The organism is Mycolicibacterium pyrenivorans (assembly GCF_025821625.1).
GTDB lineage: Bacteria > Actinomycetota > Actinomycetes > Mycobacteriales > Mycobacteriaceae > Mycobacterium > Mycobacterium pyrenivorans.
On record NZ_JACKSH010000065.1, the window covers coordinates 40,016 to 65,875 of the forward strand.

The following is a 25,860-nucleotide window of genomic DNA, read 5'->3' on the forward strand; positions in this document are numbered from 1 at the left end:
TAGAATTAGTTTCTAGACGTGGGCCGAAAAGAGCTGTCGGACGATGCCCGGCGGCGCACGATTCTCGATGCCTCGCTCGAGTTGTTCCTCGAGGTGGGCGTCGAAGCATCCGCGATCGACGACGTCCGTCGCCGCTCGGGTGCGAGCGTCGGATCCCTGTACCACCGGTTCGGCAGCAAGGAAGGCATCGCCGCCGCGGTCTACGTGGACGCGCTGCGGAACTATCAACGCGAGTTCGTCGCCGCGCTGACCCGGGCGCGTGATGCAGGCGACGGCGTGCGGTCCGCGGTCCGCACCCATATGCGTTGGGTCCGAGAGAATCCCGACCGGGCGGAGTTTCTGTTCAACGTCGCCGGCGCCGATGTCCGCCGCGCCGGCGGGACCGACCTGCGCGAGCTCAACAACGAGTTCTTCGGCTTCGTTGAGGCGTGGCTTCGTCGATACGTCGATGCGGGGGAGGTGCGCGCACTGTCCACCGACGTGGTCTACGCGCTCTGGCTCGGCCCCAGCCAGGAACTGGCGCGGCTCTGGCTGGCGCGCGGACGGCGCGGGTCACTGCGCACCGAATCGACCGTGCTGGCCGACGCCGCGTGGCGGGCACTGCGCACCGATCCCGACAAGGAGGACACATGAGCGTTTATCAGGAACTGCTGCGACAGGGGCACGATGCGACGGAGAGCTTCGTCGAGGTCGTTCGCCGCGACCATTCCGCGGTCGTGACCCTCAACGAACCGCAGCGGCTGAACGTCCTCAGTGCGCCGCTGGTCGTGCAGGCGAAGGCGGCGCTGGTCGAACTCGCCGCCGACCCGGAGATCCGCACCGTCGTACTCACCGGGGCCGGAAGGGGATTCAGCGCAGGCGGAGACCTCGAGATGATGCGACTGGCCGAGGAACGCCTCGGCGACGCGGAGGGTTCTACCGACATCTGGCGGTGGATACGGTACGAGTTCGGTGGCGTGGCACGGCTGATCGCACGCAGCGACACAGCGTTCGTGGCGGCGATGAACGGACCCGCGGCCGGAGTGGGACTCGCGTGGGCGCTGACGTGCGACGTCGTGATCGCGTCCGAGGAAGCGCTGATCGTCCCGGCCTTCGGCCGATTGGGACTCATACCCGAGGTCGGCACCTCGTGGGCGCTGACCCGGCGTCTCGGTTACCAGGGAGCGTTCGCGTTCTTCGCCGGCGGTCTTCCGCTCGACGCGCGTCGCGCGCTGGAGCTGGGCCTGGTGCAGGACGTCGTCGCCCCGGACGATCTGATGGCCGCGGCCGACCGGTGGTGTGACCGTATCTCCGCGCTGCCGCCGCACGCGCTGGCCATGGCCAAGCCCCTGTTACGTCAGGCCGCGGACGCGACCTGGGACACCACGATCACGATGGAGGAGTTCGCGGAGCCGAACTGTTTCACCACCGGAGCGTTCCAGCAGACGGTCCGGACGATGGTCACCCGCGGACCCGGCGGCTAGCGCCAGTCCCGGAACGCGTCGAGCAGCTTGTCGCGGAACGCCGGTTCGATCTCGTCGTCGCGGATCGCGCCGAGGGTCGCCACGGTCGACCGGAACTGCTGCAGGTAGTTCCCGCAGCCGTCGCATCCGAGCAGGTGCTCGTCGAACCGGGCCCGGGTGTCCGGATCCAGCGATCCGTCGAGGTAGGCGGTGACCAGCTCGACGAGCTCGTCGCAGTCCATGTCTTCGTGGCTCACATCGCGTCCTTCAGATAGTCCTCGAGGGCTTGTCGTACGGCAGCCCGGCCGCGGTGCAGCAGCACGCGTTGGTTGGCGACGCTGATGTCGAGCAGTTCCCGCACTTCGACGGAGTCCATGTCGAGAACGTCGCGCATCGTGACCACGACGCGCTGACGCTCGGGCAGCTCGTCGAGTGCGTCCCGGGTCACGGCCATCAGCTCGTCGCCGAGGACCGACCCCTCGGGGGACTCCGGGAACCGCGAGGGCATCTCGTCGGCCTTCCAGTGGCCGGGCCATCGGTCGTCGGCGTCGCGGAACCGCGACGGGTCGACCGTGCCGCCGGTGAAGGCGGCGATCTGGACGTCGATGTCCTTGCGTTCGCGCATGCCGCGTTTCTTCGCGATGTTGATCAGCACCGTGAACAGCCAGGTGCGCAACGATGATCGGCCCTCGAAGGTGTCGATGCCCTTGAGCAGCGCGATCCACGCCTCCTGCACGACTTCTTCGGCGATCTCGCGGGTGGCGACGTAGCCGCGCGCGACCCGCAGCATCGCGGCCGCATGCGTGTCGACCAGAGCGGCGAACGCCGACTCATCGCGGGCCCGCAGCGCCGCGATGAGATCGGACTCGTCGGCCGAGGTGATGGTCATCTCGGCGAGATCGTAGTTGCCGGTCAAGGCCGGGAACTGCGGAATGCGTCGGTCAGCGTCCACACGGCGACACCCAGCAGCGCGACATCCTTGATCAGGAACTGACCCGTCGACGACAGGACGGGGAATCCGCCGGCTGACGCCTCGAACACCCCCGGGGTGGTGAACAAGAAGCTCAGCGTTGCGGTGAACAGACCGACGGCGATGACGCTTCCCGCCATCGACACCCTCGGCCACCAGGGTTTGACTGCGATCAGCGCTGCGGCGCCCAGTTCCAGCACACCGAGCAACGCCGAGAACGTGCCGACGGAGACCACGTCGTAGACCCAGCTCATGAGCGGGCTGTTGGAGACGAGCGGCGCGATGCCGTTGGCCTCGAACTCGGTGAACTTCAGCGCTCCGATCCACGCGATGACGATGACGAGCCCGTAGCGGGCCAGCCCCCCGCCGATGCGCTCGAGAGCGGCCGGACGGATCCGGTCGGTGGTGGGGTAGTGGGTGACATTCTTGGTGACGCCGGTCATGACGATCCTCTCGGATGCGGGCCCCGCTCTCCGAAAGCGCGACCATCACCGGCGTAGTGCCTCGAGCGACGCCGGGCGTTACGCCCCCGGCGGCGGATCGGGCTCGCGGTGCGGGGCATAGGCCGACCGGATGTGCCCGCCCAACTTGATGTTGGGTGTGCGGAAGTACGCCCAACCAATCATCAGGATCGCCGCCGCGGCCACGAACGCGACCGAGCTCTGCACGTCCGGCAGGCCGCCGAGGAACAGCAGCACCGCGCCGACGACGGTGCCCGCCCAGTAGACCCGGCGCTTGACGGCGCGCTTGGGCAGGCGTGCGGTGTCCCACCCCGGAACAGCGGCGGCGAGTAGCAGCGCAAGTGCACCCGTACCGAGCAACACCGACGAGACCGTCGTCATCGGCCGGGCGGCAACATCTGGAATCCCTCGACGATCTCCCGGGCGTCGCGCTGGTATGTCGGGTTCTCGTCGTCTGCGGCCTGGATGGTCAGCGTGGCCAGGTATGTGGTGCGGCCGGTCTCGGCGACCACCGCGTGCATGACGATCGGCCGCTCGGGAGCCGGCCCCATGGCCGGCGCGGTGTAATCGGTTGTCTCCGAGGGATATCCACAGGTCGAATTGCTCTCGGTGGTGAGGTCGAAGGCGCCCATCATCTCGACGAGGTTGGTCCGGTTCTGTTCGAACACGTCCTCGGCGTCCTGGCTGCCGGGAACCGATTCGAGGGTGACGACCGCGTTGGGGGCGAACCCGCCGGAGGCCAGCCCCTGCGCGACGATCGCGAATCGGATGATCCGGCTGTCCATCAGCGAGTTGCGCTGCCATCCGGACGGAACCGGAATGCGCAACTGCGGCTCACCGGCGCCCACAGCCGGGATGTCGGCCAGTGGTGCGGTCACCGTGGCGCACTGGCCGTCCCCGTTCGATGCCGACCCCGGCCCCGGGCCCGCGGCCGTCACCGCCGTGCCCGGGATGTCGCGAGAGCAGCCGGTCAACAGCAGCGTCACGGTCAGGATGAGGAGAAACGGTTTCCTGGTCACGTCAGCTCCCCTGCAACGTCCGCAGCAGGAACTCGTAGATCAGCGCGGCGCGGAATGCGGTCTGGGCGTTGTCGGCCGCCCCGGCATGCCCGCCCTCGATGTTCTCGTAGTACCAAACCGGGTGCCCGGCCGCCTCCAGCGCCGCGGTCATCTTTCGTGCGTGCGCTGGGTGTACCCGGTCGTCCCGGGTGGACGTGGTGATCAGCACCGGAGGGTACCGGCGCTCACCCGAAATGTTCTGGTAGGGGGAGTATTTCGAGATGAACTCCCAGTCATCGGGGTCGTCGGGATTGCCGTACTCGGCGACCCACGAGGCACCCGCGAGCAGCAGATGAAAGCGGCGCATGTCCAACAGTGGCACGCTGCAGACCAGCGCGCCGAACAACTCCGGGTACTGGGTGAGCATGATCCCCATCAGCAGGCCGCCGTTGCTGCCGCCCTGCGCGCCCAACTGCTCGACGGTCGTGATGTCGCGGGCCACCAGATCCTTTGCGACCGCGGCGAAATCCTCGGCCACCAGGTGACGGCCCTCGCGCATCGCCTGGGTGTGCCAGGTGGGTCCGTACTCACCGCCGCCGCGGATGTTGGCCAGCACGTAGGTGCCCCCGCGGGACAGCCACAGCCTGCCGAGCACCCCGTCGTATCCCGGCGTGCGGGCCACCTCGAAGCCGCCGTAGCCGCCGAGCAGGGTCGGGCCGGGGCCCTGGCGGTTCCGGTGGCCGACAACGAAGTACGGAATCGCGGTGCCGTCGTCGGAGGTGGCGAAGTGCTGCGTCACCTCGATGTCGGCGGCGTCGAAGAACGAGGGCGCCCGCTTGATCTCGTCGAGCGCACCGCCGACCGTTCCGTACAGCAGCCGCGACGGGGTATCGAAACCCGAAGAGTCGAGGAAGATCTCGTCGCCCAGGCTGTCGGCGCCGACGATCGCGGTGTTGGTGTTCTCCGGCAGCCCCGCCACCGGTTCGGATGTCCAGGGTCCCGGGGTGAACACCTCGACGTGGCTGGCCACATCGGCGAGCGTGACGACGACCAATCGATCGCGGGTCCACGCGTAGTGGTGCAGGCTGGTGTGCGCGTCCGGAGTGAAGACCGTCCGCAGTTCGGCTGTGCCCGAGACGAACTCGTCGTAGTCCGCCGCCAGAAGGGAGCCTGCCGGGTACTGGTCGACGCCGCGGTACCAGTCGGTGCGCAGTTCGATCAGCAGCCAGGTGCGGTGCACCGAGATGCTCGCGTCGGTCGGGGTGTCGATGCGGATCAGTTCGCCGCCGCGTAGCTCGTAGACCTCTTCGTTGAAGAAGTCGAGCGCGCGGCTGACCAGCGTGCGTTCGAAGCCGACGGTGCGGTCCGCCGAGGCCGCCACGATGACATCGGCCGGCGCACCGCTGAACACCGTCTCGGCCTCGGCGAGCGGCTCACCGCGCCGCCAGCGCTTGACCAGGCGCGGGTATCCCGACTCGGTGAGCGAACCCTCCCCGAAATCGGTGCCGACCAGCACGGTGTTCTCGTCTTCCCAGGTGACCTGCGACTTGGCCTCGGGGAGCTGGAAACCGTCCGAGACGAACTCGCGGGTGCGCATGTCGAACTCGCGCACCACTGCAGCGTCCGACCCGCCTGGGGACAGGCTGATCAGTGCCAGCGAGTGGTCCGGTTCGATGACGTCGGCTCCGGCCCACACCCACTTCTCATCGTCCTCGGCGGCCAGCCGGTCGACGTCGATGACGACATCCCACTCGCTCTTCTCGGAGCGATAGCTCTCCAGCGTGGTGCGCCGCCACAGGCCTCGCGGGTTGGCCGCATCACGCCAGAAGTTGTACAGGTAGTCGCCGCGCCGACGCACGTACGGGATCCGGGCGTCGGTGTCCAGGACTTCGAGCGCGTCGGAACGCATCTGCTCGAAGCGCTCGCCCCCGAGTTCGGCCACCGTGGGGGCGTTGTGCTCGCGCACCCACGCCAGCGCGTCGTCACCGGTGACGTCCTCGAGCCAGAGGTACGGGTCGGTCTCCTCGGTATGTGCCACGCAGCCATTGTGCGCAACCGCCTCGACCGGGTTGCGGTCAGCCGCCATACTGCCTGTCGTGGGCATCTTCGGCCGGTCCGATGACGACGTCGACGACGGCGGGTTGCGTCGCCGGGTCGAGGAGTTGGAACGCCGGGTCGCGGCACTGGAATGGGCGCTTCGCAGTGCGGCCGGCCAGGCGCCGGCGCCGCCACCTGTCGATGACGCAGTCCACGAACCCGTGAGCGCGGAGGTCCGGCAGTTGGCCCTGCTCGGAAAGAAGATCGAGGCCATCAAGGTGCTGCGCGAGCAGACCGGCCTGGGCCTCAAGGAATGCAAGGACATCGTCGACCGGCTGGCGTAACACCCCGCCGGAATTGCATTCCAGCAGGTCCGCACTCGAACTTTCGCTGCTGGAATGCAATTCCGGCGACGGGGGTCAGGACAGGTGGTGCACCTCCTGCAGGCCGTACACCGGCGTGGCCATGCCAATGTGTCGCGCCTTGAGCTGTAGCGCCAGATACAGCGAGTAGTGCCGCGATTGGTGCAGGTTGCCGCCGTGGAACCACAGGTTGGGCTGTTGGGTCGGCTTCCACATGTTGCGCTGCTCGCCCTCCCACGGCCCGGGATCCTTGGGGGTGTCGCTGCCCAGGCCCCACACCTTGCCCACCCTGTCGGCGACCTCCTGGCCGATCAGGTCGGCGGCCCAGCCGTTCATCGAGCCATAGCCGGTCGCGTAGACCACGACGTCGGCAGGCAGCTCGGTGCCGTCGGACAGCACCACCGAGTCCTCGGTCAGGTGGTCGACCTGACCGTGGGCCAGCTTGATCCTGCCGTCGGCGACCAGGTCGCACGCGCCGACGTCGATGTAGTAGCCCGAGCCGCGCCGCAGGTACTTCATGAACAGCCCGGAACCGTCTGCACCCCAGTCCAATTCGAACCCGGCGGCCTCGAGACGGTCGTAGAAGTCCTTGTCGCGTTCGCGCATCCGGTCATACAGCGGGATCTGGAACTCGTGCATGATCCGGTACGGCAGCGACGCGAACGTCAGGTCGGCCTTCTCGGTGGTCATCCCGGCGTCCAGCGCACGCTCGGAGTACAGGTCGCCGAGGCCGATGTCCATCAGGGTGTCCGACTTGACGATGTGGGTCGAGGACCGCTGCACCATCGTCACGTCGACGCCGTTCTCGTACAGCGCCTTGCAGATGTCGTGCGCGGAGTTGTTGGAGCCGATCACGACGGTCTTCTTGCCGACGTAGCCGTCGGGCCCCGGGTGCGCGCTGGAGTGGTGCTGGTCGCCGCGGAACACGTCCTGGCCCGGCAGCGTGGGCACGTTCGGTTTCCCGGACATGCCTGTCGCCAGCACCAGCTGCGTGGGGTGCAGGGTGAGACGCTCACCGTCGCGGTCCACCTCGACCGTCCACCGTCCATCGGTCTCATCGAAGCTCGCCGAAAGGCACGACGTCTTCGACCAGTACGGCACCTCCATCACCCGGGTGTAGAACTCCAGCCAGTCGCCGATCTTGTCCTTCGGCGCGAACACCGGCCAGTTCTGCGGGAACGGCATGTACGGCAGGTGGTCGTACCAGACGGGATCGTGCAGGCACAGCGACTTGTACCGCTTGCGCCACTGGTCGCCCGGCCGCTCATGCTTGTCGACGACGATCGCGGGCACGCCGAGCTGGCGCAGCCGCGCTCCGAGCGCGATGCCGCCCTGACCGCCGCCGATCACCAGCACATAGGGCTGCACGGTATGGCCGAGCTCGGCGTCCTCCTCGGCGCGCTTCTCAGCCCACGACCGCGGATCGGGGTCGTCGCCGTGGACGGCTCCCAGCACCCGGCTGGGACCCTTGCGCTCCTCGTGGCCCTTGAGTTCCTGCAGCGCGGTGAGCAGTGTCCAGCCTTGGTCACCTTTGAGGCGCAGGTGCCCGGTCCCGCGCCCGGCGCCGGTCTCGAACTCGATGAACGCCGATGTCACGTCCCCATCGGCGGTGGCGGGCTCACGCGTGCGGAAACCCGACGGGTCGGTCTCGATGAGCCGGGCGCCCAGCATGTCGGAGATCTGATCGCGGCCCTCCAGCGTCTTGATGTTCCAGGTGAACGACACCAGGTCGCGCCAGAAGCTGTCGACGGCGAACATGCCGGCGACCCGTTCGATGTTCCGGACTGCCAGGGCCGACTCGAAGTCGGCCAGCCAGGCGTCGACGCGCTGCTGCGGTGTCACATCACGTGTGGTTTGAGATTCGAGAGTGGAAGTCATGTGAGCCAGGACACACCCGCCTCACCTGGGGTGGCAAGAGTTGCGAACGGTTGCAAACCCCTGGCCGGGCGAGCGAAGCGACGGGGGAATCCGCGCTGCAACCCCCTGCAACTCTTTCGCGGTGTGGCCGTCGTCACATAGACATGCCGACATGAGAGCAGCTGTGTACTACGGACCGAACAAGCTCGAGATCGACGACGTCGCCGAACCGGACGTGAAGCCGGGCACCGTCAAGCTCAAGATCGGGTTCAACGGGATCTGCGGCACCGACCTGCACGAGTACTACGCCGGCCCGATCTTCGTGCCGACGCAGCCGCACCCGCTGACCGGGCAGCAGTTGCCGTTGACCATGGGACACGAGTTCTCCGGGACCATCACCGCGGTCGGCGACGGCGTGACGGGGTGGGGCGAGGGGGACCGCGTCGCCGTCGAGCCGATCTACAAGTGCGGCCACTGCTCCCCGTGCCGGGCGGGCAACTACAACGTCTGCCAGCAGATCGGATTCCACGGTCTGATGTCCGACGGCGGGATGGCCGAGTACACGGTCGTCCCGACCGGCATGCTGCACCGGCTGCCCGACAGCGTATCGCTGGAGCTGGGTGCCCTGGTCGAGCCGATGTCGGTGGCCTACCACGCCGCGACGCTCGGTGACGTACACCCCGGCGACACCGCGGTGGTCTTCGGCGCAGGCCCGATCGGCATCGGCCTGTGGTTCGCGTTGCGCGGCAAGGGTCTTGAGGATGTGTTCGTCGTGGAACCCGCACCCACCCGGCGGGCCGCGATCGAGGCGCTCGGCGCGACGACGCTGGACCCGACCGGTGCCGACGTGGCGGCGTTCATCGCCGACCACACCGGGGGCGACGGCGCCGAGGCGGTGTTCGATGCGGCCGGAGTGACACCGGCGATCACCACGGCCCTGGCCTGCGTCGGGTCGCGCAGGCCGATGGTGAGCGTCGCGATCTACGAGAAGCCTTTGGAAACACCACTTCTCAACCTGGTGATGAACGAGTCCCGGATCCAGGGGTCGCTGTGCTACACCGGCGCCGACTTCCAGGCGGTGATCGCGCTGATGGCCGACGGCAAGTACGACACCACCGGGTGGGTGACCCGCATCCCGATCGACGACGTGATCGACGAGGGGTTCGAGGCGCTGCACGCAGGCAAGAAGATGAAAGTGCTGGTCGACCCGACCGATTCAGCAGGAGTCGACCCGACCGATTCAGCAGGAGTCGACCCGACCGGAGAATCATGACACTCACAGGCAGGGTTGCACTCGTCACCGGCGGCGGCCGGGGGATCGGGCGCGGGATCGCGCTGCGCCTCGCACGGGACGGCGCCGCCGTCGCGCTCGTGGACGTCGCGCCCGGGGGCATCGACGGCGTGGCCGCCGAGATCGACGAAATCGGCTGCAAGCCAACCACGATCGTCGCCGATGTGAGTGACCGGGACCAGGTCTTCGCCGCAGTCGACTACGCCGCATCCACGCTGGGCGGGCTGGACATCATGGTCAACAACGCGGGCATCGCGCTGGTGGGGCCGATCGCCGACGTCACCCCCGAGGAGGCCCAACGGGTCTGGGCGATCAACGTCAACGGGGTGCTGTGGGGGGTCCAGGCCGCCGTCGCGAAGTTCAAGGAACTGGGGAACAAAGAGGCTGGAAAGATCAGCAAGATCATCAACGCGTCGTCGATCGCCGGACACGACGGCTTCGGGATGCTGGGCGTGTACAGCGCGTCGAAGTTCGCGGTGCGTGCCCTCACCCAGGCCGCGGCCAAGGAGCACGCCGCCGACGGGATCACCGTCAACGCGTACTGCCCCGGTGTGGTCGGCACCGACATGTGGGTGGAGATCGACAAACGTTTCGCCGAACTGACCGGGGCCGCCGAAGGCGAGACCTACGACAAGTTCGTCGGCGGCATCGCCCTCGGCCGCGCCGAGTCTCCCGACGACGTCGCGGGTTTCGTCTCGTACCTGGCCGGCCCGGACGCCGACTACATGACAGGCCAGTCCGGCCTGATCGACGGCGGCCTGGTCTACCGCTGAGATGGGGAGCACACTGGGCTTTGATGCCCAGCAATATCGGCAGTTGGCCCGTGCCTGAACCCGCTGTCGCGGCCGGCGAGGATCCGCGCAGCTATGCGCGGCTGATGTCGGCCGTGTACGACGCGACGATGGCGGGCAACCGGGCGCCCGCCCGGCCGCGAGATGTCATCGGCGACTCCTGGCGGCGGATGCTCGCGCGGGGGATCGACCCGGATGTCCAGACCGCGCCGGTGGTGGAGACGGGCGCGCTGGAGATGCTGCGGCGTTCCTCCGGGCTGATCGAGGTGCTCGACGAGATCGCCCACGGCTTGGAGTCGCTGGTCGCCGAGGGCGAGAACATCCTGGTCGTCGCCGACGCCAAAGGACGGGTGCTGTGGCGTTCCGGGTCGCCCGCGGTGCTGGCGAACGCCGACCGGTTGGGTTTCGTCGAGGGCGCCAATTGGGGCGAGGGCGTGGTGGGCACCAACGCCATCGGCACGGCGCTGGTGTCGCAGCGCGCCGTCCAGGTGTTCTCCGCCGAACACTTCCTGCGCAGCCACCACCCGTGGACATGCGCCGGGGCTCCCATCCGGGATCCGAGGACCGGACAGGTCATCGGCGTCGTCGACGTCTCCGGTCCGGCGCCCACGGTGCACCCGACGACGATCGCTCTGGTGGACGCGGTGGCGCGCCTCGCCGAGTCCCAGCTGCGCCAGGAGCACGACCGCACGCTGAACCGGCTGCGCGCGTTCGCCGCCCCGATCCTCGCGCGGATGGGCAGCCCGGCGCTCGCCGTCGACACCGACGGTTGGGTGGCCGCCGTCGACGCGATGCCGCTGCACAACCGGATACTGCTGCCCGAACAACTCGAACCCGGCCGGGTACGGCTGGCGACGCTGGGCATGTGCGCCGTCGAGCCGCTACCCGGCGGCTGGCTGCTGCGGCCCGCCATCGGAGACGACACCGGCAGTCCCGACCAGCCGTCGCGGGTGACGCTGGATCTCGCCAACCCGGACGCCCCGTCACTGCGCATGACCGGCGAGTTCGGCGTGTGGCGACAGGACCTGTCGCTGCGGCACGCTGAAATCCTTGTCGCCCTTGCCCTTTCGCCTTGCGGGCGGTCGGCGCCCCAGCTCGCCGAGGATCTGTACGGCGACCGGTCGAAGGTGGTGACGGTGCGCGCGGAGATGTCGCGGCTGCGCAAACAGTTCGCCGGGCTGCTGGCCGCCCAGCCGTACCGCTTCGCCGGCTCGGTGGATCTCGACGTCCGCTACCCGGAGAACCGGCGGACGCTGTTGCCGCCGTCGACGGCGCCGGTGATCCGGACATTGAGGGAGGATGGCTGACATGGACGTACCCAACCGGGCCCTGGTGACCGAAGCGGCGGCCGAACTGCTGCGTCGGCTGCAGGAGCGCCACGGGGCGTTGATGTTCCACCAATCGGGCGGGTGCTGCGACGGGTCCTCGCCGATGTGTTACCCCGACGGCGACTTCCTCGTGGGCGACCGGGACGTCCTGTTGGCGGTTCTCGACGTCGGCGGTGCGGACGCGAGGAGCAAAGGTACTTTCGGCGTCCCCGTCTGGATCTCCGGTCCCCAGTTCGACGCATGGAAGCACACCCAGTTGGTGATCGACGTCGTTCCCGGCAGGGGCGGCGGATTCAGCCTGGAGGCCCCGGAGGGCATGCGCTTCCTGTCCCGCGGCCGCGCGTTCACCGCCGACGAGAACAGCGCATTGGCGGCGTTGCCCCTGGTGACCGGCGCGGACTTCGAACGCGGCGAGCGACCGCCGTCGAACGGCACCCACATCGTCGCCGAAGGTGTCGACGCCTGCGCGATCCCGCTGAAGTAGGGCGCAGCGGCTAGGGCGCGCCGCCCGGGAATCCGCACGTCCCGGCGTTATCGTCGAAGACGTGATTCCGCTGCCGCGTGCATCGGTGTTGGCCGGGGTGATGATCGTCGGCGTCGCTCTCGGCATGATGGCTGCGCTCGTCGCCGCCGTCGAGGTCACCGCCACCATCCGGCCCGACCTCGTGATCGCGCTCGTCATCGGGGTTCCCAGCGTGATCGGCATGCTGACGATCCTGCTGGCGGGCCGTCGGTGGGTCACCGCCGTGGGCGCGATGGTGCTGGCCATGGGGCCGGGCCTGTTCGCCACGCTGGCCGCGATCCAGGTGGCCTCCGGTGGCTGACACCGACTGGCGGGGGCCCGGCGAGCACACCCAGCCCTTCCAGCCAGAGTTCACCGGGTCCTTCACCGCGCAGGGGCTGATCGAGCCCGCCGAGGTGGCGCCACCCGTCGAGATCCCGCCGCAGCCCCTCGTGGTCCCCGGCGTCGCGCAGTACCTCGGGCGCTGGCGGTTCGTCCTCGTCGTCGCGGGTGTCTGGCTGCTCGCGGCCGCGGCCGGAGCAGGTCTGTACTACTGGTGGTATCACTCGCTGGACAAGACCATGCCGGTCTTCGTCGTGCTGGTCTATCTCGTGGCGTGCACCGTCGGCAGCCTGCTCACCGCGTTGGTGCAGAGCAGACCCGCGGTGTCCGCCGTCTCCATCGCGCTGATGTCGGCCCCGTTCGCGTCGACCGCGGCCGCCGCGGTTCTCTACGGCGGCTACGTGTTCGGCTGGATCAGCAGGTAACGACCGGGCGACGCCTACTAGGGTGGGTAATCGTGACCCACTATGACGTCGTCGTTCTCGGAGCCGGCCCCGGCGGATACGTCGCGGCAATTCGCGCCGCCCAACTGGGGCTGAACACAGCCATCGTCGAACCCAAGTACTGGGGCGGCGTGTGCCTCAACGTCGGGTGTATTCCGTCGAAGGCGCTGCTGCGCAACGCCGAACTCGCGCACATCTTCACCAAGGAAGCCAAGCAGTTCGGCATCAGCGGCGAGGCGAGCTTCGACTTCGGCGCCGCGTTCGACCGCAGCCGCAAGGTGGCCGACGGCCGAGTCGCCGGTGTGCACTTCCTGATGAAGAAGAACAAGATCACCGAGATCCACGGCTACGGGAAGTTCACCGGTGCCAACAGCATCGAGGTGGAACCGAGCGGGGATGGCCCAGAAGACGGCCCTGTGAAGCTCGAGTTCGACCACGCGATCATCGCGACGGGCTCCAGCACCCGGCTCGTGCCCGGCACGTCGCTGTCCGACAACGTCGTCACCTACGAGAAGCAGATCCTCACCCGGGAGCTGCCCGGGTCGATCATCATCGCCGGCGCCGGTGCCATCGGCATGGAGTTCGGCTATGTCCTGAAGAACTACGGCGTGGACGTGACGATCGTCGAGTTCCTGCCGCGCGCGCTGCCCAACGAGGACGCCGAAGTCTCCAAGGAGATCGAGAAGCAGTTCAAGAAGCTCGGCGTGAAGATCCGCACCGGCACCAAGGTCGAGTCCATCAGAGACGAAGGGGCCGATGGCTCTGTTCTGGTCACCGTCAGCAAGGACGGCAAGTCCGAGGAGCTCAAGGCCGACAAGGTGCTGCAGGCCATCGGCTTCGCCCCCAACGTCGAGGGCTTCGGCCTGGACAAGGCAGGCGTGGAGCTGACCGACCGCAAGGCCATCGGCATCGACGACTACATGCGCACCAATGTGCCGCACATCTACGCGATCGGCGACGTCACGGCCAAGCTGCAGTTGGCGCACGTCGCCGAGGCGATGGGTGTGGTGGCCGCCGAGACGATCGCCGGCGCCGAGACCCTCGCATTCGGTGACTACCGGATGTTGCCGCGCGCCACGTTCTGCCAGCCGCAGGTCGCCAGCTTCGGGCTCACCGAGGAGCAGGCCCGCGACGAGGGTTACGACGTCAAGGTCGCCAAGTTCCCGTTCACGGCCAACGGCAAGGCGCACGGCCTGGGGGACCCGAGCGGCTTCGTCAAGCTGGTCGCCGACGCGAAGTACGGCGAACTGCTCGGCGGGCACCTCATCGGGCACGACGTCTCCGAACTGCTGCCCGAGCTCACGCTGGCCCAGAAGTGGGACCTCACCGTCAACGAGCTGGCCCGCAACGTGCACACCCACCCGACGATGTCGGAAGCGATGCAGGAGTGCTTCCACGGGTTGGCCGGCCACATGATCAACTTCTAATTGAGAGCGATCTGGGTCGCCGGCATCGGTGGGTTGGTGGTCGGCCACATCCTGTGGCTGGCCGGTATCTCCGCGGCCATGGCATCGACCGAAGTGCCGACCTGGGTGCTCGTCGTCGCCGCGGTGTCGTTCGTCGTCGGGGTGGCCGCCGGGCTGGTGGGATGGCGGCAGTGGAAACACCGGTCCCGCACGGCGGAGATCTGGGCGGTGTTCCTGTGGGCGCTGCCGGTGTCCCCGGTGCTGCTGTCGCTGACCGTGCTCGGCGTGACGTACCTGTAGCGCACCGTCGGCTGAGCCGACAACTCAGACCGCAGCCCTCACGGCGTCGCGCTGGCCGCCTTGCTTCCTGTCGGCAGGTGCGGATACAGGAACTCGAGTACGTCGTCGGCGGCGGCGAAGCCGCCGAGGTGGCTCTCGTCGGGCATGAGCGTCAACTCGACATCGCGCAGGTGCTCGACAGCCGACTGGGCGTCGGCCAACGAGATGATCGAGTCGGCGTCACCGTGCCACCACCGGACCGGAACCTTTATGTCGGCCATCCGGAAGCCCCAGTCACGGCCGAACAACCGGGCATCGTCGAGTAACGCCTGGAAGCGGCCGTTGGCGACGTGGACGATGTCGTCGATGAACATCGCCTCGATCTCGGGGTCGGAGAAGACGCGCTGGTCACCGTCGGGCATCACCGCGGTCAGTCCCCGATAGGCCAGGTGCGCCAGCGGGATCACCGGTGTCAGCATGCCCGCGACCGCGGCGGCGAACGGGCGCCGGAACGCCGACATCATCGGGGCGAACTTCCTCGACAGCGCGATCGCGCCGCTGCACGTGGCCTCGGGCCCCACCGACGGGGTCACCCCGCCGAGCACGGCGACGGCAGCCACCCGGTCGGCCATCGCGGGCATCCCGGCGCACGACAGCGCGAACGGCCCGCCGCCCGACAGGCCGACGACGCCGACCTTGGCGGCGCCGAGGAGATCGGCGACGTGGGCCATGTCGGCTGCCCAATCACCGATCCGGTCGTAGTGGTAGGGGTGGCTCAGCCCGGACCCGGCGCGCTCGACGAGCACCACCCGCAGGCCGAGCCTTTCGGCGGCGCGGCGTCCGACGATGGGGAATTGCCTGCGGCCACCGGGCGTGCCGTGGAACCACAGCACGACGGGCCCGGTCGGGTTCCCGTACTCGGCGTAACCGATCCGGCGACCGTCGGGCAGGAAGAAGCAGCCCTCGGCGCGCGGCGGCTCACAGCGGGGAACGCCGGGCGGATGCCGCCAGGGATTGCTCGGACTCATGAACGCATGCTAGCCGTGGTCGTTACAGTCTCTGTCGGCTGTGTCAATGCGTGCGGTCAGTCCGGGAAGTCCAGCGGTACGCCCAGCGTGGCGATGGTGGCGGCGAGTCCGTCGTATTGCGCTGTCAGGAAACAGAATTCGATCAGCTGGGGTTTGGTGTAGTGCTCGGCGAGCGCCTGCCAGGTCTGGGGGGACACCCCGCGCGTGACGACGAACTCGTCGGTGGCGGTGATCAGCACCCGCTCCCGGTCGGTGAGGCCCTGGGCGTCGGGACCTTCGAAGACCCGGGCCTGCGTCACGGGGTCCAGCCCGCGGCTGCGGGCGAGCCTGCGGTGCTGCTGCAGTTCGTACTCGCACTCGCGCAGATGGCCGACCCGCAGGATCACGGTCTCCTTGTCGCGCGGCGACAGCTTGCCCCCGTAGAGCAGGAAGCCCGACAGCGGCAGCCACACCGGAAGCAGTAGGCGGTGCCGGCCGAGCACGGTGAAGAGGCTGAAGCGCGGTGCGCGGATGGCGCGCGCGCCCGCCTTGGCGATGAGCCAGTTGATCGGGCCCAGTTCCTTGAAGCCGCCGGGCGGCATCCGCGAGGGCGCCGTCACGGCTGCCTCACCAGGTATGGCGACACCGTCGACCGGTGTTCGTCGATGTCCAGCGCGCGCCCCAGAGCGGGGAACGCTCGCTGCGGACAGTTGTCGCGTTCACACACTCGGCAGCCCGCACCGATCGGCGTTGCCCGGACATGGGGGTCACCGGACAAATCGATCCCTTCCGAATAGACCAGCCGCTGCGCGTGGCGCAATTCGCAGCCGAGGCCGATCGCGAACGTCTTACCCGGCTGACCATAGCGCGAAGCCCGTCGCTCCACGGTCCTGGCCACCCACAGGTAGCTGCGCCCGTCCGGCATCTCCGCGAGCTGCACGAGGATCTTGCCGGGATTGGCGAACGTCTCGTAGACGTTCCACAGCGGGCAGGTCCCACCGCTGGAGGAGAAGTGAAATCCGGTGGCGGACTGGCGCTTCGACATGTTGCCTGCACGGTCGACGCGGACGAAGGAGAACGGGACACCGCGCATCGACGGCCGTTGAAGGGTCGACAGCCGGTGGCAGATGGTCTCGTAGCTGATCAGGTAGTACGCGGAGAGCCGCTCGATGTCGTAACGGAACTTCTCCGCCGTCTCGTGGAACTGTGCGTACGGCAGCACGGTCGCGGCGGCGAAGTAGTTCGCCAGCCCCAGACGCGCCAGCCGGCGGGACTCGTCGCTGGTGAAGTGACCTTCGCCGACGAGCTTGTCGATCAGCGCGCCGCACTCCAGGTATGCCAGCTCGGCGGCCATCCGGAACACCGTCTGCCCCGAGGACAGGTGGGCGCTGATCTCCAAGGTCTTCGACGCCGGATCGTAGCGGTGCAGGACCCCCGCGCCGAGGTCGATACGACGGACGATCCTGACGCCGTGGACGATACGCAGCCGGTCTGCCAGGTCGCCGACGAGATCGCCCCGCTGGATCCGCATGCCCGCGGTGAGGTCCTCGGCCGCGGTGTCGAGGTCGTGCAGATAGTTCTGGCGTCCGTAGAAGTAGTCGCGGACCTCTTCGTGCGGCATCGTGATGGACCCGGTCCCGCTGCCGCCGGCATTGATGTTGAAGCGGTCCTCGGTCGCGGCGGCCAGCTGGGTGGTGGTGAGCTGGTAGCGCCGGTGCAGGTTGACCATGGCGCGGGCGAACGAGGGGTGCGCGGCGACCATGTCGGCGATCTCGGCCGGTTCGACGTCGACGTCGAGGTCGCGATCCATCATCACCTCGCGCAACTCGGCGATCAGCCGGGTGTCGTCCTGCGAGGCGAAGAACGTCGCGTCCACGCCGAACACCTCGGTGATGCGCAGCAGCACGGCCACGGTCAGCGGACGGACGTCGTGCTCGATCTGATTGAGATAGCTGGGCGAGATGTCGAGCATCTGCGCCAGCGCCGCCTGGCTGAAACCGCGCTCGCTCCGAAGCTGCCGGACGCGGGCGCCGACGAACGTCTTGGGCACGTCACCCAGCGTAGCCGGGACTAGCACAGTTGCGAAGGGAAGATTCGCAGTATTGGCAATGAGGGGTATGTGGCAGTATCGGAATCCGTGAGCAATACCGGGCAGCCGGCCCAGGGGCTGGCCAAGGCGATGATGCCGGTACCTGATCCGCACCCCGACGTGTTCGACGTCCAGTGGCCGCTGCGGGTCGCCGACGTCGACCGCGCGGGCAGGCTGAAGTTCGACGCCGCGACCCGCCACATCCAGGACATCGGTTCGGACCAGCTGCGCGAGATGGGCTTCGAGGACACCCACCCCCTGTGGATCGTGCGGCGCACGATGATCGACCTGATCCGGCCCATCGAGTTCAAGGACATGCTCAGGCTGCGGCGCTGGTGTTCGGGGACCTCCAACCGCTGGTGTGAGATGCGGGTCCGGGTCGAGGGCCGCCGCGGCGGGCTGATGGAATCCGAGGCGTTCTGGATCAACATCAACCGGGAGACCCAGGGGCCCGCGCGGATCGCCGATGACTTCATCGAGGGCCTGCAGCGCACCACCGAGGTGGACCGGTTGAGGTGGAAGGCGTACCTGAAGGCCGGCAGCCGCGAAGATGCCCGCGAGGTCCGCGACTACCCCGTCCGCGTCAGCGACATCGACATCTTCGACCACATGAACAACTCCGTGTACTGGTCCGTCGTCGAGGACTACCTGGCCGGCCATCCCGAGCTGTTGGCCCGCCCGCTGCGCGTGACCATCGAGCACGATCTCCCGGTCGCCCTCGGTGACAAGCTGGAGATCGTCACGCACGTGTATCCGGCGGGTTCGACCGATGCGTTCGGCGAGGCGCTGACGGACCGCACTGTTACAACGCTCACATACGCGGTCGGCGACGAGACCAAAGCCGTCGCCTCGCTGTTCAACCTCTGAATCGCTTCCGTTAACAGTACGAGCGTACTGACCTGCGCAGATTCGGTTACTGGCTAGTAGCTACTGAACCGGTTCAGTGTGACCAGCCTTCGCAATCTTCGCAACTTACCGGCGGGTATTGGCGAAAGTTGGCAACAGAAAGGGGTGGACCTGCGGTTATGGCGTAGTGCATCCTCGAATTAGCACACCAGTGAAAATGCTGGAGCGTTAACAACCGCGGAGGCTCCCAGGGCCTTCAGCGACTTGCATGAAACCGAAGGAGCACCACATGTCCACCGTTGGCACGCCGAAGAGCCCGGAACAGATCCAGCACGACTGGGACCACAACCCGCGCTGGAAGGGCATCACCCGCACCTACACGCCCAACGATGTCGTCGCCCTGCAGGGACACGTCGTCGAGGAGAGCACCCTCGCTCGCCGTGGCGCCGAGGTGCTGTGGGAGCAGCTCCACGACATGGACTACGTCAACTCGCTGGGCGCACTGACCGGCAACCAGGCCGTTCAGCAGGTCCGCGCGGGCCTCAAGGCCATCTACCTGTCCGGGTGGCAGGTCGCCGGTGACGCGAACCTGTCCGGCCACACCTACCCCGACCAGAGCCTCTACCCGGCCAACTCGGTGCCGCAGGTCATCCGCCGGATCAACAACGCGCTGCTGCGCGCCGACCAGATCGCCAAGGTCGAGGGCGACCGCTCGGTGGAGAACTGGCTGGCCCCGATCGTCGCCGACGGTGAGGCCGGCTTCGGTGGCGCGCTGAACGTCTACGAGCTGCAGAAGGCGATGATCGCCGCCGGTGTCGCCGGATCGCACTGGGAGGACCAGCTGGCGTCGGAGAAGAAGTGCGGCCACCTCGGTGGCAAGGTGCTGATCCCCACCCAGCAGCACATCCGCACGCTGACCTCTGCGCGCCTCGCGGCCGACGTCGCCGACGTCCCGACGGTCGTCATCGCCCGTACCGACGCCGAGGCCGCCACGCTGATCACCTCCGACGTCGACGAGCGCGACCGGCCGTTCATCACCGGTGAGCGGACCAAGGAAGGCTTCTACCGGGTCAAGAACGGCCTCGAGCCGTGTATCGCCCGCGCCAAGGCCTACGCGCCGTACTCCGACCTGATCTGGATGGAGACCGGCACCCCGGACCTCGAGCTGGCCAAGAAGTTCGCCGAGGGCGTCAAGGCCGAGTTCCCCGACCAGATGCTGGCCTACAACTGCTCGCCGTCGTTCAACTGGAAGCAGCACCTGGACGACGCGACGATCGCGAAGTTCCAGAACGAGCTGGGCGCGATGGGCTTCAAGTTCCAGTTCATCACCCTCGCCGGCTTCCACGCCCTGAACTACTCGATGTTCGATCTGGCCCACGGCTACGCCCGCAACCAGATGAGCGCCTACGTCGAGCTGCAGGAGCGAGAGTTCGCCGCCGAGGAGCGGGGATACACCGCGACCAAGCATCAGCGCGAGGTCGGCGCGGGCTACTTCGACCGGATCGCCACCACCGTGGACCCGACCTCGTCGACCACCGCGCTCGCGGGCTCGACCGAAGAGGGCCAGTTCCACTGAGTTGACCCTTCCCAACCGCGAGCTCGCGTGTCTGCACAGCGACACGCCGCTGCATGCGTACATATGCGCAAGCTCGCCGGAGTTGACAGCGCAGGCCCCGCTCGGGTTTCTTGAGCGGGGTCTGTCGCTATGACGAGGAGTTCTCGAGTGAGCATCGAACGGGTTGGCGTCGTCGGCGCCGGGCAGATGGGTGGCGGGATCGCCGAGGTGTGCGCCAAAGCCGGCGCCGACGTCCTGGTGTTCGAGCCCACCGAGGAGCTGGCCGAGGCGGGGCGCACCCGCATCACCGCCTCGCTGGAGCGCGCGAAGGCGAAGGGCAAGCTGGCCGCCGACGAATTCGAGGTGACGGTCGCGCGGCTGACCTACACGACGAACCTCGCCGATCTGTCCGATCGCCAGCTCGTCATCGAGGCGATCGTGGAGGACGAGGTCGTCAAGGCCAAGGTCTTCGCCGAACTCGATGCCGTCGTCACCGACCCGGACGCGGTGCTGGCGTCGAACACGTCGAGCATCCCGATCATGAAGATCGCTGCGGCGACGAAGAATCCGGGCCGGGTGTTGGGTCTGCACTTCTTCAACCCGGTGCCGGTGCTGCCGCTCGTCGAGCTGGTGAGCACCCTCGTCACCACCGACGAGGCCGCCGCACGCGTCGAGCAGTTCGCCGGCGAGAAGCTGGGCAAGAAGGTGGTGCGGTGCGGCGATCGCTCCGGTTTCATCGTCAACGCGCTGCTGGTGCCCTACCTGTTGGCGGCCATCCGGATGGCCGAGGCGGGCGTGGCCACCGTCGAGGACATCGACACGGCGGTGGTGGCGGGCCTGTCGCATCCGATGGGACCGCTACGGCTGTCCGACCTCATCGGGCTGGACACGATGAAGCTGATCGCCGACTCCATGTACGACGAGTACAAGGACGCGAACTACGCGCCGCCGCCGCTGTTGCAGCGCATGGTCGAGGCCGGCCAGCTCGGCAAGAAGTCGGGCAAGGGCTTCTACAGCTACTGACTCGCGACGACTCGCGCTGACTCGCGCGCCCGTGCGGGGCCGCCGTCGCCCGACTCGCCCGCCGAGCGTGCCGCCGCCGCCCGACTCACCCGCCGAGCGTACGGTTTCTGATGGAATCTGCTGAATTTCCATCAGCATTCGTACGTTCGGGAACCGATCGGCGCCGTCGTGCGCCTAATCCGATGTGCAGCAACTCATCGTTGCCTCCGAGGCGCTCGCGGCAGGGGACCTGACTCGCCAAGACGTTCGTCGGCGGTTCGTCAAGGTGCACCATAACGTCTACGCCCCACGGGGCATGGCGTTGACGGCGCGGGACCGCGCGCAGGCGGCGTGGTTGTGGTCGCAGCGCAAGGCCACTCTCGCAGGGTTGTCCGCCGCAGCGATGCACGGCACCCGCTGGTTGCCCGGAGATGCACCCGCCGAGCTCACGCGCGTCCGTGCGGGGACCGCGCCCGGCATCCTGATCCACCGAGACAGGCTTGTCGACGACGAGGTGTGCCTGGTTCAGAGCATCGAGTGCACGACAGCCGCGCGCACCGCCTACGACATCGGCCGACGAACTCCGGGTGACGAGGCCATCATTCGCATCGATGCGTTGCTCAACGCCACGCGGTGTCCGGTGCCCGACATCGCGGAAATTGCCGACCGCCACCCTGGCGCGAGGGGAATCCGCAGCCTGCGCAAGGTGCTCGAGCTCGTCGACGGCGGTGCCGAGTCGCCGCAGGAGACCCGGGTACGCCTGCTTCTGATCCGTGATGGATTGCCGAGACCGATCACTCAGATTCCCGTCAGGGACGCGAAGGGCAGAGTCGTGCGCCGGATCGACATGGGCTGGCCCGAATACTGTGTTGGTGTCGAGTACGACGGTGAACATCACTGGACCGACCCGGTGGCCCATGCCGAGGACATCACTCGACTGGAGTTCCTGGCAGCCCGAGGTTGGATCATCATCCGGGTCAGCGCAAGGCATCTGCGAGACGCTCCCGACGACATATCGCGGCGGGCCAGGAACGCGCTACGCGAGCGCGGCTGGACAGTCAGCCCCTGAGGTCTCGACCGAAAGTACGCATTCTGATGGATTTCGCCCGATCTACGTCAGAAGCCGTACGTTCGGCGGCGGACGGCGGCGGAGGGACGGCGGAGGACGGCGGCGGGGCGGGGCGGGCGATGGGCAGCCGGGGCGGGCGATGGGCGGCGGTGCGGGCGGACGCCGGCTATGCCGTGGCCAGCCGCCTCTTCTCGGCCGCCACGTCGAAATCCGGTGGCGGCCAAGACATGTTGAGGCGTTTGAGCGCCTCGATCAGCAACTCGGTGACGGCGAGGCGGCTGTACCACTTCCGGTTGCACGGCACGATGTGCCAGGGCGCTTGGGGCGTCGACGTCCGGTCCAGCATCGCCTGGTAGGCCTGTTCGTACAGCGGCCATTTCAGGCGTTCGTCGATGTCGCCGGGGTTGTACTTCCAGTACTTGTCCGGACGCTCGAGCCGCTCGGCCAGTCTCTTCTTCTGCTCGTTGAGCGAGACGAACATCGCGACCTTCACCAGCGCCGTGCCGCTGTCGACGAGTTCGCGCTCGAACGCGTTGATCTCGTCGTAGCGCGGCTCCCACACCTCTAGCGGCACCAGGTTGTGCACCCGCACGATCAGCACATCCTCGTAGTGCGAACGGTCGAAGACACCGATGTGTCCGGCCGTCGGCAGGCCCTTGCGAATCCGCCACAGGAAGTGATGGCTCAATTCCTCCGGCGTCGGCTTGCCGAAGTTGCGGTACTGGATGCCCTGCGGGTTCGCCCCTCCCATAACGTGTTTGACGATTCCACCCTTGCCCGCGGTGTCCATGCCCTGCAGCACCAGCAGCACCGATCTGGTGTCCCCGGAGCGGCTGTTGGCGTAGAGCATCTCCTGCAGCTCGGCCAGCCGCACATTGCGTTCGGCCTGCAGCGTCGGCGCATCGACCTTGCTTCCGCTGAACCCGGGAGTGGCGTCGGTGTCGATGTCGCCGACCTTGTCACCCACACGGAACATCAGGTGCCCATGCGGTTCGTGTGTCCACAAGGCCGGCACGGCGTCGGCAGCGTTCCTCATGCCGCTAGTCAAGCAGCCGGGGCGGCAACACCGGGGAGGGATGGGGCATCTGCCGGAACTTCTCCAGGGAGCCACCCACCTCGACGATTCCGCACAGCGCGCTCCACGACAGCATCGTCAGGTAGTCGATCAGCTCGACGGAGGTCATGCGCGGATTCGACATCCACGAGTGCGTGGCGAGTTGGACGCCGCCGACGATCTGATAGGCCCACGGCCCGATGCCCCCGGTGTCCATCCCGGCCTCGACCATGCGCCTGCGGAACATCACGGCGAGCATGCGCGCGATGATCTGCTCGGAGTCGGCGACGGCCTTGCTCTTGCTCGCCGAGTTGTTGGCCATGACGAAGCGGTAGGGCTCGGGCTCGTTGGCGACGGTCTCGACGTAGACGCGGATGATCTCGCGGGTGAGGTCGTAGCCGTCCAGGTTCGACGACAGCGCCGCGGCCATGTTCGGGATCAGGGTGGTCTGCGCGAAGCGCATCATCACCGCGGTGGTCAGATCGTTCTTGTCGACGAAGTAGCGGTAGAGAACGGTCTTGGACACGCCGATCTCCGCGGCGATCTCGTCCATGCTGACGTTGCTTCCACGCCGGCGGATGGCTTCGAGGGTGCCGTCGACAAGCTCGTTTCGGCGCTCGACTTTGTGCTTGTGCCAGCGTCGTTTGCGCCCATCGGTCTTGACCGCCACCGGCGGCGAGTGTTGTGCCACGTTCGAGGTGATCCATTCCCTATGTCCGTGTCGATGATACGGGGGGTGCGCCGCAGCGACGGGAGTCGCCGGGAACGTCACAACAGGCAGTTGCCGGGATAGCGGATGATGTAGGGGTGGCACACAGAACCGACGTCGGTGCGCGTCCCAGCTTCGCCGAGTCGCTTGCCGGGGCGGATTCTGCTGCCGACGCCGACCGCCGACGCGGTTTGCGGCGCATGAAGGTCGTCGCGCTCGGATTCCTGCTCGGCGCCACGGTGATCTTCCTGGCCTGCACGTGGGCCCAGTCCCGGGGGGACGCGGCGCCCTGGGTCGGCTATGTCCGGGCGGCCGCCGAGGCCGGCATGATCGGTGCGCTCGCGGACTGGTTCGCCGTCACCGCACTGTTCAAGCATCCGCTGGGAATCCCGATCCCGCACACCGCAATCATCAAGCGCAAGAAGGCCCAGCTCGGCGAGGGCCTCGGCGCGTTCGTGCGCGAGAACTTCATGTCGGCCGAGGTCGTCGAGACCAAGCTGAGCGACGCGCAGGTCGCGGGCCGGCTCGGGAAGTGGCTGTCGGAGCCGTCGCATGCCGAACGGGTGGCCGCCGAGGCGTCCACGGCGCTGCGCGTTCTGGTGGAGATGCTGCGCGACGAGGACGTCCAGCAGGTGCTGGACCGGATGATCGTCAAGCGCATCGCCGAACCGCAGTGGGGTCCGCCGATCGGTCGGGTGTTGAACTCGCTGCTGGTGGAGGGCCGCCAGGAGGCGCTGATCCAGCTTCTCGCCGACCGCGCCTTCCAGTGGTCGCTGAATGCCGGCGACACCATCGAGCGGGTCATCGAGCGCGATTCACCGTCGTGGTCGCCACGGTGGGTCGACAGCCTGATCGGCGACCGGATCCACCGCGAGCTCGTCGACTTCACCGACAAGGTGCGCCGCAATCCCGATCACGAGTTGCGGCGTTCGGCGACGAAGTTCCTGTTCGAGTTCGCCGACGACCTGCAGAACGACGAGGTGACGGTCGCGCGGGCGGAGCGGGTCAAGGAGCAGGTGATGGCGCGTGACGAGGTCGCGCGTGCCGCCGAGACCGCGTGGACCGCGGCCAAGCGGATCCTCATGGAGTCGGTCGACGACCCGTCCTCGACCCTGCGGGCCCGCATCGCCGACTCGGTGGTCAACATCGGGGAATCGCTGCGCGACGACGCCGACCTGCGCGACAAGGTGGACAAATGGATCGTTCGTGCCGCTCAGCACCTGGTCACCCAGTATGGGACGGAGATCACAGCGATCATCACCGAAACCATCGAGCGGTGGGATGCCGACGAGGCCAGCCGCCGAATCGAACTCCACGTGGGTCGTGACCTGCAGTTCATCCGTATCAACGGCACCGTGGTCGGTTCGCTGGCGGGTCTGGTGATCTACACAGTGGCCCAGTTACTGTTCTGACCTGCGCTAACTAGTGCTTGCAAAAGTTAGCACCCCGTCGTACGGTTGGGATGTCGCTGTTCGGATACCCAGCGCAACGAGGGGGCTACCCATGTCGCAGGATGAAAATCTTGCCGCTGTCGTGTCCAGCGCTGCGCAAGACATCGGGAGCTTTATCCGCACTCAGCGCGAAGCCGCGCAGGTGTCGGTGCGGCAACTGGCCGAGAAGGCCGGTGTCAGCAATCCCTACCTGAGCCAGATCGAGCGGGGATTGCGCAAGCCCTCAGCCGACGTGCTCAACCAGATCGCCAAGGCGCTGCGGGTCTCCGCAGAGGTTCTCTACATCCGGGCCGGCATTCTCGAGCCCACGGAGACCAGCGAGGTTCGCGACGCCGTCATCACCGACACGGCGATCAACGAGCGGCAAAAGCAGGTGCTGCTCGACATCTACACGTCGTTCTGTCAGCAGAACGAGGCCGCCCTTCTCGAGGCTGCCGAGGCAGCGGCGGTGCCCGTCGACACAGCAAGCGAAGCAGATGAGGAGCCGACGACTGAACAAGACCCAAGCCCCGTCCGAAGCCCGACCCTGCAACTCCTGCAAGCACCGCCAATCAACCACCAATCGTGAA

Annotated in this window: 29 protein-coding genes; 17 read left to right on the plus strand and 12 right to left on the minus strand. The window is 67.6% G+C overall.

Translation table 11 applies throughout. The annotated features are described in order from the left end of the window. The first annotated feature begins 18 nt into the window (after positions 1-18). Both H7I57_RS09015 and H7I57_RS09020 read left to right on the plus strand, forming a co-directional pair. Positions 19-633 (plus strand): TetR/AcrR family transcriptional regulator, encoded by a 615-nt coding sequence (locus H7I57_RS09015; RefSeq protein WP_264023086.1) that lies wholly within the window; start codon positions 19-21, stop codon positions 631-633. Continuing rightward, a complete protein-coding gene (locus H7I57_RS09020; RefSeq protein ID WP_264023087.1) occupies positions 630-1,463 on the plus strand; it encodes an enoyl-CoA hydratase/isomerase family protein in 834 nt (277 codons plus the stop codon). Before H7I57_RS09015 ends, H7I57_RS09020 begins: the two co-directional genes overlap by 4 nt. Here H7I57_RS09020 and H7I57_RS09025 read toward each other — a convergent pair. The 6 genes from H7I57_RS09025 to H7I57_RS09050 all read right to left on the minus strand — a co-directional run bounded on the left by H7I57_RS09025 (position 1,460) and on the right by H7I57_RS09050 (position 5,957). Continuing rightward, the gene (locus H7I57_RS09025; protein ID WP_264023218.1) at positions 1,460-1,684 is read right to left on the minus strand and encodes an anti-sigma factor family protein; all 225 of its coding nucleotides are present in this window, start codon (positions 1,682-1,684) and stop codon (positions 1,460-1,462) included. The two genes, H7I57_RS09020 and H7I57_RS09025, sit on opposite strands and share 4 nt — an antisense overlap. 11 nt (positions 1,685-1,695) lie before the next feature. Continuing rightward, positions 1,696-2,331 carry an RNA polymerase sigma factor gene (locus H7I57_RS09030; RefSeq protein WP_264023219.1) on the minus strand — a complete coding sequence of 212 codons (636 nt, stop codon included), beginning with the start codon at positions 2,329-2,331 and terminating at the stop codon, positions 1,696-1,698. A 23-nt stretch (positions 2,332-2,354) separates the two neighbouring features. Beyond that, positions 2,355-2,771 carry a YkgB family protein gene (locus H7I57_RS09035; RefSeq protein ID WP_264023220.1) on the minus strand — a complete coding sequence of 139 codons (417 nt, stop codon included), beginning with the start codon at positions 2,769-2,771 and terminating at the stop codon, positions 2,355-2,357. Between the two features lie 162 nt (positions 2,772-2,933). After that, positions 2,934-3,254, minus strand: coding sequence for a hypothetical protein (locus H7I57_RS09040; protein ID WP_264023088.1), 321 nt, complete (start codon positions 3,252-3,254; stop codon positions 2,934-2,936). Then, a complete protein-coding gene (locus H7I57_RS09045; protein WP_264023089.1) occupies positions 3,251-3,892 on the minus strand; it encodes an LpqN/LpqT family lipoprotein in 642 nt (213 codons plus the stop codon). Before H7I57_RS09045 ends, H7I57_RS09040 begins: the two co-directional genes overlap by 4 nt. A gap of 1 nt (position 3,893) precedes the next feature. After that, entirely contained in the window at positions 3,894-5,957 is a 2,064-nt protein-coding gene (locus tag H7I57_RS09050) for a prolyl oligopeptidase family serine peptidase (protein ID WP_372510156.1), read from the minus strand. A 10-nt stretch (positions 5,958-5,967) separates the two neighbouring features. Between H7I57_RS09050 and H7I57_RS09055 the strand changes: the two genes are divergently transcribed. Continuing rightward, the gene (locus tag H7I57_RS09055) at positions 5,968-6,252 is read left to right on the plus strand and encodes a ribosomal protein L7/L12 (protein ID WP_264023091.1); all 285 of its coding nucleotides are present in this window, start codon (positions 5,968-5,970) and stop codon (positions 6,250-6,252) included. A 75-nt stretch (positions 6,253-6,327) separates the two neighbouring features. Here H7I57_RS09055 and H7I57_RS09060 read toward each other — a convergent pair whose 3' ends face one another. Next, entirely contained in the window at positions 6,328-8,148 is a 1,821-nt protein-coding gene (locus H7I57_RS09060) for a flavin-containing monooxygenase (protein ID WP_264023092.1), read from the minus strand. Between the two features lie 151 nt (positions 8,149-8,299). Here H7I57_RS09060 and H7I57_RS09065 point away from each other — a divergent pair, with 151 nt between their 5' ends. The 8 genes from H7I57_RS09065 (at position 8,300) to H7I57_RS09100 (ending at position 14,530) form a co-directional block, all read left to right on the plus strand. Continuing rightward, positions 8,300-9,400, plus strand: coding sequence for a 2,3-butanediol dehydrogenase (locus tag H7I57_RS09065; protein ID WP_264023093.1), 1,101 nt, complete (start codon positions 8,300-8,302; stop codon positions 9,398-9,400). Continuing rightward, complete coding sequence (locus H7I57_RS09070) at positions 9,397-10,191, plus strand: acetoin reductase (protein ID WP_264023094.1); 795 nt, start codon at positions 9,397-9,399, stop codon at positions 10,189-10,191. The genes H7I57_RS09065 and H7I57_RS09070 overlap by 4 nt, the downstream gene beginning before the upstream one ends. Before the next feature lie 23 nt (positions 10,192-10,214). Next, positions 10,215-11,516, plus strand: coding sequence for a GAF domain-containing protein (locus tag H7I57_RS09075; RefSeq protein WP_264023095.1), 1,302 nt, complete (start codon positions 10,215-10,217; stop codon positions 11,514-11,516). A 1-nt stretch (position 11,517) separates the two neighbouring features. Continuing rightward, the gene (locus H7I57_RS09080) at positions 11,518-12,021 is read left to right on the plus strand and encodes a DUF779 domain-containing protein (RefSeq protein ID WP_264023096.1); all 504 of its coding nucleotides are present in this window, start codon (positions 11,518-11,520) and stop codon (positions 12,019-12,021) included. A 61-nt stretch (positions 12,022-12,082) separates the two neighbouring features. After that, on the plus strand, positions 12,083-12,361 hold the full coding sequence (locus H7I57_RS09085; protein WP_264023097.1) for a putative holin: 279 nt from the start codon (positions 12,083-12,085) through the stop codon (positions 12,359-12,361). After that, positions 12,354-12,806, plus strand: coding sequence for a hypothetical protein (locus H7I57_RS09090; RefSeq protein ID WP_264023098.1), 453 nt, complete (start codon positions 12,354-12,356; stop codon positions 12,804-12,806). Before H7I57_RS09085 ends, H7I57_RS09090 begins: the two co-directional genes overlap by 8 nt. A 29-nt stretch (positions 12,807-12,835) precedes the next feature. Further along, a complete protein-coding gene (gene lpdA / locus H7I57_RS09095) occupies positions 12,836-14,251 on the plus strand; it encodes a dihydrolipoyl dehydrogenase (protein ID WP_308204333.1) in 1,416 nt (471 codons plus the stop codon). Continuing rightward, positions 14,252-14,530, plus strand: coding sequence for a hypothetical protein (locus H7I57_RS09100; RefSeq protein ID WP_264023100.1), 279 nt, complete (start codon positions 14,252-14,254; stop codon positions 14,528-14,530). Between the two features lie 38 nt (positions 14,531-14,568). Here the strand turns inward: H7I57_RS09100 and H7I57_RS09105 are convergent, their stop codons facing one another. Genes H7I57_RS09105 through ramB form a run of 3 tightly spaced genes read right to left on the minus strand, consistent with a single transcriptional unit; the run spans position 14,569 to position 17,566 of the window. Then, positions 14,569-15,537: an alpha/beta fold hydrolase gene (locus H7I57_RS09105; RefSeq protein WP_264023101.1), complete on the minus strand. Its 969-nt coding sequence runs from the start codon at positions 15,535-15,537 to the stop codon at positions 14,569-14,571. A gap of 56 nt (positions 15,538-15,593) precedes the next feature. Then, positions 15,594-16,118 (minus strand): carboxymuconolactone decarboxylase family protein, encoded by a 525-nt coding sequence (locus H7I57_RS09110; RefSeq protein ID WP_264023221.1) that lies wholly within the window; start codon positions 16,116-16,118, stop codon positions 15,594-15,596. 14 nt (positions 16,119-16,132) lie between these two features. Then, on the minus strand, positions 16,133-17,566 hold the full coding sequence (gene ramB, locus H7I57_RS09115; protein ID WP_264023102.1) for an acetate metabolism transcriptional regulator RamB: 1,434 nt from the start codon (positions 17,564-17,566) through the stop codon (positions 16,133-16,135). 129 nt (positions 17,567-17,695) lie between these two features. Here ramB and H7I57_RS09120 point away from each other — a divergent pair, with 129 nt between their 5' ends. The 4 genes from H7I57_RS09120 (at position 17,696) to H7I57_RS09135 (ending at position 22,077) form a co-directional block, all read left to right on the plus strand. Continuing rightward, positions 17,696-18,472, plus strand: coding sequence for an acyl-[acyl-carrier-protein] thioesterase (locus H7I57_RS09120; protein ID WP_264023222.1), 777 nt, complete (start codon positions 17,696-17,698; stop codon positions 18,470-18,472). A gap of 268 nt (positions 18,473-18,740) precedes the next feature. Then, entirely contained in the window at positions 18,741-20,027 is a 1,287-nt protein-coding gene (aceA, locus tag H7I57_RS09125) for an isocitrate lyase (RefSeq protein ID WP_264023103.1), read from the plus strand. A 129-nt stretch (positions 20,028-20,156) separates the two neighbouring features. Further along, positions 20,157-21,029 (plus strand): 3-hydroxybutyryl-CoA dehydrogenase, encoded by an 873-nt coding sequence (locus tag H7I57_RS09130; RefSeq protein WP_264023104.1) that lies wholly within the window; start codon positions 20,157-20,159, stop codon positions 21,027-21,029. 184 nt (positions 21,030-21,213) lie between these two features. Beyond that, positions 21,214-22,077 (plus strand): endonuclease domain-containing protein, encoded by an 864-nt coding sequence (locus H7I57_RS09135; protein ID WP_264023105.1) that lies wholly within the window; start codon positions 21,214-21,216, stop codon positions 22,075-22,077. Positions 22,078-22,243: 166 nt separating this feature from the next. Here the strand turns inward: H7I57_RS09135 and H7I57_RS09140 are convergent, their stop codons facing one another. Both H7I57_RS09140 and H7I57_RS09145 read right to left on the minus strand, forming a co-directional pair. Further along, on the minus strand, positions 22,244-23,113 hold the full coding sequence (locus H7I57_RS09140; RefSeq protein WP_264023106.1) for a polyphosphate kinase 2 family protein: 870 nt from the start codon (positions 23,111-23,113) through the stop codon (positions 22,244-22,246). A gap of 4 nt (positions 23,114-23,117) precedes the next feature. Then, entirely contained in the window at positions 23,118-23,822 is a 705-nt protein-coding gene (locus tag H7I57_RS09145; RefSeq protein ID WP_264023107.1) for a TetR/AcrR family transcriptional regulator, read from the minus strand. A gap of 116 nt (positions 23,823-23,938) precedes the next feature. On the opposite strand from H7I57_RS09145, the gene H7I57_RS09150 reads away from it, so the two are divergent. Beyond that, positions 23,939-25,252 (plus strand): DUF445 domain-containing protein, encoded by a 1,314-nt coding sequence (locus tag H7I57_RS09150; protein WP_308204331.1) that lies wholly within the window; start codon positions 23,939-23,941, stop codon positions 25,250-25,252. 91 nt (positions 25,253-25,343) lie between these two features. Then, entirely contained in the window at positions 25,344-25,859 is a 516-nt protein-coding gene (locus H7I57_RS09155; protein ID WP_264023108.1) for a helix-turn-helix domain-containing protein, read from the plus strand. Position 25,860 lies beyond the last annotated feature (1 nt).